This window comes from Magnetospirillum sp. UT-4, assembly GCF_902729435.1.
Classification (GTDB): Bacteria; Pseudomonadota; Alphaproteobacteria; order Rhodospirillales; family Magnetospirillaceae; genus Magnetospirillum.
The window spans coordinates 1-8,888 of the sequence record NZ_CACVCG010000094.1; the positions used below are offsets into that span (position 1 = coordinate 1).

Genomic DNA, 8,888 nt, shown 5'->3' on the forward strand with positions numbered 1-8,888 from the left:
CGCTCTAATGGACGCATGGTGGACGGATGTTGGGGCACACCCTCTAACCCCGCGTAATCCCTCACGATTTTTTCAATGCACCGTACACGCCATGCACGGATCGAAGCTCCGCACCACGTGCTGCACCGCCACCGGGCTGGTCTCTCCCGGTTCCACCGGGGTTCCGGCCAGTGCCTGTTCCAGCGGGCCGGGAATCCCTGAGGCGTCGCGGGGGCTGAAGTTCCAGGTGGTGGGGGCGATGATGGCGTAGTCGGCGATGGCGCCGCCGTCCAGGGTCAGGCGGTGGATCAGGGTGCCGCGGGCGGCCTCGACCAGGCCGGTGCCGGTGCCGCGCAGGGGCAGCGGGCTTTCGACGCAGACCGGCGCGCCGGGGGGCAGTGCGCGGGTCCAGGTCTCCATGGCGATCAGCAGGCGGGCCAGTTCCACCAGCCGCATCACCACCCGGTCGCGCACCGTGGCGCCGCCGGCTCCCACCAGCGCCAGCGCCAGCGGGTCGGCGGCCACCACCTGGCGGGCCAGGGCGCCGACCTCGACCGGGCGGCCGGCCAGGCGCGGCGCCTTGCACCAGGTGTAGGCGCCGTCCTTGTCGGCGTCGGGGCGCACGGCATCGGCCATCCAGGCATGGGTCAGGTCCTCGGCGACCAGGGCCGGGTCGTAGGGATGGGGCACGCCCGCGATCACCGTTCCGCCCGGCCACAGGCCGAAGCTGCCGGCCGACAGGAAGGCGGCGGGGCCGCGCCCCAGCCGTTCCAGCCCGAGATCGCCCGCGATGGCCAGGAACAGGGCGAAATCGCCGCCGGAATGGGCCTCGGCCCAGGCCGCCAGGGCATCGGCCGAGTCCAGCGCCGCCACCGCCTCCAGCCGGTCGCCGTAAAGCTCGGCCTCCAGGGCGGCGCGGACGTCGGCCAGCACCGCCAGCAGGCGCACCCGCTCGCCGGCATCCACCCCGCGGGCCACCCCGCCCGGCTGCAGCGCCAGGGTGTGCGGCCACTTGCCGGCCAGCAGGCCCATGACGTGGAGCAGGCGGGCCCGCGCCGGCAGCAGGCGGCGCGCCGCCTCGCCGGTCTCGGCAAGGAAGCGCTCGCGCGCCCGCTGGTGCCAGGGCCGCCCGCCATAGCAGGCGCGGGCGAAATCGGGCATGAAGAACAGCACGAAATGGGTCAGGTGGTCGGCGGCGTTCTCGGCCGCCAGCACCAGATCGGCGACCAGGCGGCCGGCCGGCGGCGGCGTCACCCCGGCGATGGCGGCCAAAGCGCGGGCGGCGGCGGTGGATTGCGACACCGAGCAGATGCCGCAGATGCGCGGGGCGATGACCAGCGCGTCCTCGGGCGGGCGACCGCGCAGGATACGCTCGAACCCCCGATACAGCGGCGCCGTGACATGGGCCTGGCGCACCCTTCCGTCGGCCACGTCCAGGGTCACCTCGAGGTCGCCCTCGACGCGGTTGAACGGTCCGACCACCAGGCGGGAATCGCTCATGGAGTCTTGCCCGGGCGCCGCGCCGGCGGCACCACGATGTGGTCGGCGCGGGCGTTGGCGCGCACCCGCTGCGGCGTCGCCGACTTGGACAGCGCCGCCAGCGCCACGAACCACGCCTTGGGCATGTCCACCGGCAGCCCCACCGGGATGCCGGCGATCTTGGCGGTCTCCTGGAACGGCGCGCCGGGGTCCTGGAAGCCGGGCGTGGTGCAGCCGACGCAGGCGAAGCCGGCATCGGTGCACGAGCCATAGCCGTTCCAGCGGCGCAGGTTGCAGTCGCCCGGCGCCTGGGTCGCCTTGCAGCCCAGATTCTCCATCAGGCAGCCGCGATCGCCGGCCTTGGCGGCGCTGGCCTTGTACTCGTAATACTCGTTGCGGCCGCAGCCGTGATGGGCCAGGTGGTCGGCGAAGAAGCGCGGCCGGCCCTGGGAATCCAGCGCGCAGGTGCCCGACAGGGCCAGTTCGGCCAGGGTCTCCACCAGCCAGCCGGGATGGGGGGCGCAGCCGGCGACGTTGATCACCGGCAATCCGCCGGCGGCGCGGAAATCGGCCGGCAGCAGGCCGCCACCATAGTGCAGCCCGACCGCGTCGGCGGCGGCCGGACCCGAGGCCGGGATGCCGCCATAGGCGGCGCAGGAGCCCACCGCCACCACGTGGCGGGCGCGGCCGGCCAGGGTCTCGATCCAGCGCGCCACCGGGCGGCGGTCGCCGGGCATCAGCTGGAAGCGGCCGCTGCCGTCGGGACCGGTCATCACCGCCCCCTCCACGCACAGGGCATCGACGGCAAGACGGCCGGCGGCGGCGTCCTCCAGGATGGACAGGGCCTCGGCGCCGCTGGCCTCGGACAGCGAGGGATGCAGCAGCAGGCGGATTCCGAAGCGCTCCAGCGCCCGCACCAGGCCGACATCGTCGGCGCCCAGTGCCGACATGGTGCAGCCGCCGCAACTGCCGGCCTGAAGCCAAAGAACCGAGAAAGTCATGGGCTCCAGCTTAGGGCTCGCCGCCGCCGCCGCGCAAGGGGATCAGGCAGCTACCGCGAACAGCCGGCGGCCGGACAGCGCCGCCAGCCCGGACAGCAGCGCGACGCCGCCGAAATGCCAGACCAGCACCACCATGGCCGCCTCGGCGTGGTGGAACAGCGACAGCGCCGCCGAGGCCAGCGCCGCCGCCGCCAGCGCCGACAGCGCCGCGGTCAGGGCCGGCGCCAAAGCGGCGCCGCGCCGCGCCAGCAGGACCAGGACGGCCAGCGGCACGATGCTGATGGCGGCGATCTCGGGCAGGCATTGCGGCTCCAGCGCCGGCACCAGGGAGTCCGGCCCCAGCACCAGCCATTCGCGCCAGCAACCCTCGCCGATGGTGGCCAGCCACAGGGCGGCGGGCAGCGCCGGCAGGGCCAGCCGCCGGGTCGGCGTTCCCGGCACCGTCGAGGCCAGCGCCGCCCAGGCGGCGGCCAGCCCGGTGGCCAGCGCCGCCAGGGCCTCGGCGACGAAGCGCGGCTCGGCCAGGTGCTCGGCCAGATCGGGGCGCAGGCCCATGGCGGCGACGATCACCGCCATAGCCGGCAGCACCAGCAGCAGCCAGCGCGCCAGGCGCACCCCCGGCGGCGGCAACCGGCGAACCGGGGCCAGGTCCTGTTGCAGCAGGGCGATCAGGTCTTCGCTTCTCATCCCGTCAACATCCCTTTCAGCGCCTTGATGGCCCGATGCACCGTCACCTTCAGCGCCCCCGGCGTCATGCCGGTGGCGGCGGCGGCGTCGGCCACCGACATCTCGCGCAGCTTGACCAGCTCCAGTGCCCGGCGTTGCCGCTCGGGCAGGGCGGCCATGGCCCGCCCCAGCGTCGCAACATCCATTGCCATCATATTCGGTTCCACCGCGCCGATGGTTTCAGGCAAATCGTCGATGGAGGAGGTACGCCGCACCTGCCGCGCCTCGCCCCGGCGCAGATCGGCGCAGCGATGGGCGACGATGGCGGCCAGCCAGGGCAGCAGCGGCCGCGCCGGGTCGTAGGTGTGGCGGACGGTGTGGACGGTCAGCAGCACCTCCTGCACCACGTCCTCGCGCTCGCCCGATCCGGGCAGGCGGCGCGCCACCATGCGGCGGACCACCGGCAGCAGGGCGGCCATCACCCTTCCATAGGCGGCGCCGTCGCCGTCCTGTGCCGCCGCCATCCAACGCGACCATTGCCCGGAATCGTCGTCGCGCGGCGGCATGCGGCTTTTACCCTTCCCGGTACCAGTGCACCATCTCGCCGAAGCGGCGCGGCAGGTCGAACAGGCCGTGGCGGAAGGCGAGGCCGGGCCGCCATTCCGAGTCCACGCTGCCATCGGCGGTGGCGCGGCCGACATGGACCACGGCGCGGGCCTCGTCCAGGTAGACGGCCAGCGCCCCCGGCCCGGCGGAATCGAGGCGAATCATCCGCCCGGCGGCGATGGCGGCGGCGGCGGCGGCCGGGGCCGGCAGCACGGGCGCGGAATCCAGCCGCTCGACCGAGGCGAAGTCGCCGAGATCGGCCAGATGCCGCTCCAACTCGTCCGTATCGTCGAGCGCCTGGTCGAGCACGCCCCTGACGTCGGGAAAGCAGCCGCAGCCCATCACGCCGCCCCGTTGGCCTTCAGCCAGGCCAGCATGCGGGACCAGCCGTCGCGGGCCGGCTCCTCGCGGTAGCTGGGCCGGTAATCGGCGTGGAAGGCGTGGGGAGCGCCGTCATAGACCACGATCTCGGATTTCGCCCCGGCCGCCTTCAGCGCGGCGCGCATCTTCTCGACGCTTTCGAGCGGGATGCCCTGGTCGGCGCCGCCGTAGAGCCCCAGCACCGGCACCGTGATGGACGCCGCGCGGTCGAGGGGATGGGCCGGCGCGTTGGCCGAGGCTTCGCCCGCCAGCCGCCCGTACCACGCCACCGCCGCCCTGAGCCTGGGATTATGGGCGGCGTACAGCCAGGTGACGCGCCCGCCCCAGCAGAAGCCGGTGATGGCCAGCCGCCCCGGATCGCCGCCGCCGCTCTTGGCCGCCCAGGCGGCGGTGGAATCGAGATCGGCCATCACCTGCTCGTCCGGCACCCTGGCGACGATGGTCTTCAGCAGGGTGGGAACGTCGGTCACCATGGACGGATCGCCCTGGCGCACGTACAGCTCGGGCGCCACCGCCAGATAGCCCTGCTTGGCCAGGCGGCGGCAGATGTCGCGGATGTATTCGTGGACGCCGAAGATCTCCTGCACCACCAGCACCGTCGGCAGCGGCCCGGTGGTGTTCGCCGGCCGTGCCGCATAGGCCGGCAGGTCGCGGTCGCGGGCCGGGACCAGCACTGCCCCCGCCTCGAGACCCTCGGCATCGGTGGCGATGGCGGCGGCGGTGGCCGGCCCCGCCGCAAGGGCGTAACCGGTGGCGGCCAGCGCGGTCCCGAGGAAGCCCCGGCGCGAGAAATCGGGATTGAGACTCTTGAGATCGGCGAGCATGGACACCCTCCCTCCTGTTCGGTCCGAGGCAAATATGGGGATTGCCGGCGGCGCGGTCAGTGGGCCAGCCTCACCGCCGTGCCGTTGGCGCCGACCATCAGCATGGTCTTGGAATCGCCGCCGATCACCTGGTAGTCGAGATCGACCCCGACCACCGCGTCGGCGCCCAGGGCACGCGCCCGCTCGACCATCTCGGCCAGGGCGGTGTCCTTGGCCTCCTGCAGCAGCGATTCGTAGGAGCCGGCGCGGCCGCCGACGATGTCGCGGATCGAGGCGAACATGTCGCGGAACAGGTTGGACCCCATCACCGCGTCGCCCGACACGATGCCGAGATAGGCGTCGATGCGGCGCCCCTCGACTGAATTGGTGGTAGTGACGATCATGGCGGCTCCTCCGCTTCCGGTGGCGAGAAAACCATGGTAGCCCGAACCGGCGGCGGAAGCGACCGGCGTCCGAGGTCCCGGCTGACCAGGATCAAGGACATTGCCAGACGGCGGTGCGAATTTTAGAGTTGTCTAAAGTACGGAGGGGCCGGAACATGAAGCTGTCATGGACATGGGGCGGGCTGGCCATTCTGGCGATGGTCCTGGCCGCCGCCGCCGTCTCCACCCTGCGGGGCAAGGCCGGGGACGGCGAGGCCCTGGCGGCGGCGCCCGAGCCGCGCGGCGTCTACGGCATCGGTACCGTCGAGGCGCGGGTGCAGTCCGCCATCGGCTTCGAGGTCGCCGGCACCCTGGTCGATCTGACCGCCGACCAGGGCGATGCCATCGCCAAGGGGCAGGTTCTGGCCCGCCTGGCCGATGGCGAGCAGCGGGCGGCGGTGGCACAGGCCGAAGCCGCCCTGGCCCAGGCCCGCGCCCGGCTGGAGCGGGCCCGGGCGGCGCGCGACCAGAAGAAGAGCGTCGATCAGCGCCGCCAGACGCTGGAGCGCAAGGGCACCATTTCCACCGAGGCGGCCGAGGATGCCCGGGCCGGCGCCGACATCGCCAGCGCCGACGTGGCCGTCGCCATGGCCGACATCGAGGCGTCGCGGGCGCTGCTGGAGCGCGAGCGCCAGCGCCTGGCCAAGTACACCCTGGCGGCCCCCTATGACGGCGTGGTGATCCGGCGCGACCGCGAACTGGGCGCCGCCGTGGTCGCCGCCGTGCCGATCTTCACCATGGTCGATCCCGCCACCGTGTGGGTCAGGGCCTATGTGGACGAGGCCCGCGCCGGCCGCCTGGCCGTCGGCCAGCCCGCCCGCGTCACCCTGCGTTCCCTGCCCGGGCGCGACTTCGCCGGGCGGGTCGCCCGCATCGACATCGAAGCCGACCGGGTCTCCGAGGAGCGGATCGTCCATGTCGCCTTCGACGCCATACCGCAGCCCTTCCACCTGGGCGAACAGGCCGAGGTGGTGGTGGAGAGCGGGGAATGAACCTGGCGTTTCGCGACATCCGCCATCACCTCGGGCGCTTCGTCCTGACCTGCGTCGGGCTGGCACTGCTGCTGGGCGTGGTGCTGTCGATGATCGGCATCTACCGGGGCATCGTCGCCGACGCCCTGCAGCTGGTGCGGCTCGCCAATGCCGATCTGTGGGTGGTCGAGGGCGGCACCCAGGGGCCGTTCGCCGAAGCCTCGCGCATTCCCAAGGATGCCCGCGAAACCGTGGCGCGCCTGAAGGGCGTCGCCGAGGCCGGGGTGCTGACCTTCCAGACCGCCGAGGCGAGCCATGGCCGGCGCCGGATACGCCTGTACGTGGTGGGGTACGAGATCGGCCGCCTGGGCGGCCCCGCCTCTCTGGCCGCGGGGCGGCCCATCGCGCGGTCCCATTACGAGATGGTGGTCGACCGCCGCTCCGGCATTGCCCTGGGTGAGCAGGTGCGTCTGGGCTCGAACACCTTCACCGTGGTCGGGCTGACCGAGGGACGGGTCGATTCCGGCGGCAATCCCGTCGCCTACCTGACCCTCAAGGACGCCCAGGAGCTTCAGTTCGAACTGGATGGCGCCGCCGCCCGCAATCAGGCGGCGCGGGGCGAGGGGGCCGACGTCAATCTGGTCAACGCCGTGGTCGCCCGCCTGCATCCCGGCGTGTCGGCCGACGCCGTGGCCGAGACGGTGCGACGCTGGAAGCACCTGGGCGCCGTCAGCCAGCAGGGGCAGGAAGCCCTGCTGGTCAGTTCGGTGGTCGACCGCGCGCGCAAGCAGATCGGGCTGTTCACCTCCATCCTGCTGCTGGTGTCGGCGGTGGTCATCGCGCTCATCATCTACACCATGACCATGGACAAGATGCGCGAGATCGCCACGCTGAAACTGATCGGCGCCCCCGACCGCACCATCGTCGGTCTGATCGTCCAGCAATCGCTGGCCCTGGGCGGAATCGGCTTCACCCTGGGCGCAGCCCTGATCGTCATGGGCGCCGACCACTTTCCCCGCCGGGTCATCCTGCTGCCGGCCGACGCCGCCACCCTGGCGGCAGTGGTGGCGGCGGTGTGCCTGCTGGCCAGCCTGATGGGGGTGCGCTACGCCCTGAGGGTCGATCCCGCCCAGGCGCTGGGAGGCTGACATGGAGGCCCTGGTCGAAGTCAGAGCACTGGCGAAGCATTACGGCGAAGGGGCGACCCGGGTGGACGCCCTGCGCGGCCTCGACCTCGACATCCACGCCGGCCAGGTGGTGGGACTTCTGGGTCCCAGCGGCTCGGGCAAGAGCACCCTGCTGAACCTGGTGGGCGCCATCGTCGAACCCAGCGCCGGGTGGATGCGCCTGGACGGCGAGGTGGTCTATGACGGCAAGTGGACGCGGCGCGACCTGCGCCGCCTGCGGCTGCAGAAGATCGGCTTCATCTTCCAGTTCCACAACCTCATCCCGTTCCTGTCGGTGTCCGAGAACATCGAGGTGGTGCTGGACCTGGTCGGAAAAGGGCGTGCCGAGGCCCGGCAGCGGGCCCGCGAATTGCTGGACTACCTGGATGTCGGCGAGCATGCCGACCGGCGGCCGTCGCAGCTTTCCGGCGGCCAGGCCCAGCGGGTCGCCATCGCCCGCGCCCTGGCCAACCGGCCGCGCATCATCCTGGCCGACGAGCCCACCGCCGCCCTGGATTCGGAACGGGCCGGCATCGTCATGGACCTGCTGCGCAAGGTGGCGGTGGAACAGAGCGCAGCGGTGATCGTCGTCACCCACGACGAAAAGATCTTCGACCGCTTCGACGCCATGCACCTCCTGCGCGACGGACGCCTGATGGCCGCGACGGCTTGACGCTTCATGCCAGGCTTCCGGTCGACGTGGCGAGCGAATTCAAGGTGATGTCGGTCAAGGAGAAGTGATCGTGGAGTGACCAAGACGCTTGACCTTCATCGGGTTCGCGGTCAACAGCGTGCGGAGAATATCGCACAGGAGAGAACGGCGGAATCACCCGTGCAGGCCGGTTGTTCTCCTTGAAGGCTCACGTACGCACCGAGGGTCACCACAGCCTCTTGTTCGCGAAAGCGTGCCCGGACCCGGATTTAAGGTAACGCTCGAATGCCATCGCCTTTCGTTCATCCGAAAAGGCGACATAGGTCACCAAGCGCCACGGCGCGAACTTCGACGTATGGGAGGATTTGCCGGAATTGTGGTCCGCGAGCCTGCGTTTGAGGTCGGACGTCATCCCTACGTAGCGTTGGCCGGGAAGCCCTCGCTTTCCAGCAGGTAGACGTCACGCATGGGCCGCCCTTCTTCGCTGAAGCTTCGAAGGGCATCCTGCTTCGCTGGGTTTCGGGCGGCAAGTCCTGCGAAGCGCACCGCGCGAAGCAGGATGGCGGAGGAGGTGGGATTCGAACCCACGATACGCTTTTGACGTATACACACTTTCCAGGCGTGCGCCTTCGACCGCTCGGCCACCCCTCCGTCGCGGGGCGGCCGGTGGGGGCCGCCTCGCAAGGCGCGGACCATACACGGAAGGGGATTTTCCCGCAACCCCCGAGGCGAAATCCGCCA

At 71.6% G+C, this 8,888-nt stretch carries 11 protein-coding genes and 1 tRNA gene; 3 read left to right on the forward strand and 9 right to left on the reverse strand.

From position 1 onward, the window contains the following. Positions 1-72: 72 nt before the first annotated feature. Genes MTBUT4_RS13415 through MTBUT4_RS13445 form a run of 7 tightly spaced genes read right to left on the reverse strand, consistent with a single transcriptional unit; the run spans position 73 to position 5,319 of the window. Positions 73-1,479: a nickel-dependent hydrogenase large subunit gene (locus MTBUT4_RS13415; protein ID WP_173980198.1), complete on the reverse strand. Its 1,407-nt coding sequence runs from the start codon at positions 1,477-1,479 to the stop codon at positions 73-75. Next, a complete protein-coding gene (locus MTBUT4_RS13420) occupies positions 1,476-2,459 on the reverse strand; it encodes a HupU protein (protein ID WP_173980199.1) in 984 nt (327 codons plus the stop codon). The genes MTBUT4_RS13415 and MTBUT4_RS13420 overlap by 4 nt, the downstream gene beginning before the upstream one ends. A 42-nt stretch (positions 2,460-2,501) precedes the next feature. After that, positions 2,502-3,146: an NrsF family protein gene (locus MTBUT4_RS13425; RefSeq protein ID WP_173980200.1), complete on the reverse strand. Its 645-nt coding sequence runs from the start codon at positions 3,144-3,146 to the stop codon at positions 2,502-2,504. Further along, positions 3,143-3,691 (reverse strand): sigma-70 family RNA polymerase sigma factor, encoded by a 549-nt coding sequence (locus MTBUT4_RS13430; protein ID WP_173980201.1) that lies wholly within the window; start codon positions 3,689-3,691, stop codon positions 3,143-3,145. Before MTBUT4_RS13430 ends, MTBUT4_RS13425 begins: the two co-directional genes overlap by 4 nt. Before the next feature lie 7 nt (positions 3,692-3,698). Further along, complete coding sequence (locus tag MTBUT4_RS13435; protein ID WP_173980202.1) at positions 3,699-4,073, reverse strand: hypothetical protein; 375 nt, start codon at positions 4,071-4,073, stop codon at positions 3,699-3,701. Continuing rightward, positions 4,073-4,936, reverse strand: a complete 864-nt coding sequence (locus MTBUT4_RS13440; RefSeq protein WP_173980203.1) for a dienelactone hydrolase family protein — start codon at positions 4,934-4,936, stop codon at positions 4,073-4,075. Before MTBUT4_RS13440 ends, MTBUT4_RS13435 begins: the two co-directional genes overlap by 1 nt. Before the next feature lie 56 nt (positions 4,937-4,992). Further along, entirely contained in the window at positions 4,993-5,319 is a 327-nt protein-coding gene (locus MTBUT4_RS13445; protein ID WP_173980204.1) for a YbjQ family protein, read from the reverse strand. Between the two features lie 155 nt (positions 5,320-5,474). Here MTBUT4_RS13445 and MTBUT4_RS13450 point away from each other — a divergent pair, with 155 nt between their 5' ends. From MTBUT4_RS13450 to MTBUT4_RS13460, 3 genes are read left to right on the forward strand one after another with little or no spacing between them, the layout of a single operon-like run. Beyond that, complete coding sequence (locus tag MTBUT4_RS13450) at positions 5,475-6,350, forward strand: efflux RND transporter periplasmic adaptor subunit (protein WP_173980205.1); 876 nt, start codon at positions 5,475-5,477, stop codon at positions 6,348-6,350. Further along, entirely contained in the window at positions 6,347-7,477 is a 1,131-nt protein-coding gene (locus MTBUT4_RS13455) for an ABC transporter permease (protein WP_173980206.1), read from the forward strand. Before MTBUT4_RS13450 ends, MTBUT4_RS13455 begins: the two co-directional genes overlap by 4 nt. A gap of 1 nt (position 7,478) precedes the next feature. Then, a complete protein-coding gene (locus MTBUT4_RS13460) occupies positions 7,479-8,168 on the forward strand; it encodes an ABC transporter ATP-binding protein (RefSeq protein ID WP_173980207.1) in 690 nt (229 codons plus the stop codon). A 205-nt stretch (positions 8,169-8,373) separates the two neighbouring features. On the opposite strand, the gene MTBUT4_RS19910 is transcribed toward MTBUT4_RS13460, so the two are convergent. Beyond that, positions 8,374-8,559, reverse strand: coding sequence for a GIY-YIG nuclease family protein (locus MTBUT4_RS19910; RefSeq protein WP_217424176.1), 186 nt, complete (start codon positions 8,557-8,559; stop codon positions 8,374-8,376). Positions 8,560-8,707: 148 nt separating this feature from the next. Continuing rightward, positions 8,708-8,798: transfer RNA gene (locus MTBUT4_RS13470), tRNA-Ser, on the reverse strand. Positions 8,799-8,888 lie beyond the last annotated feature (90 nt).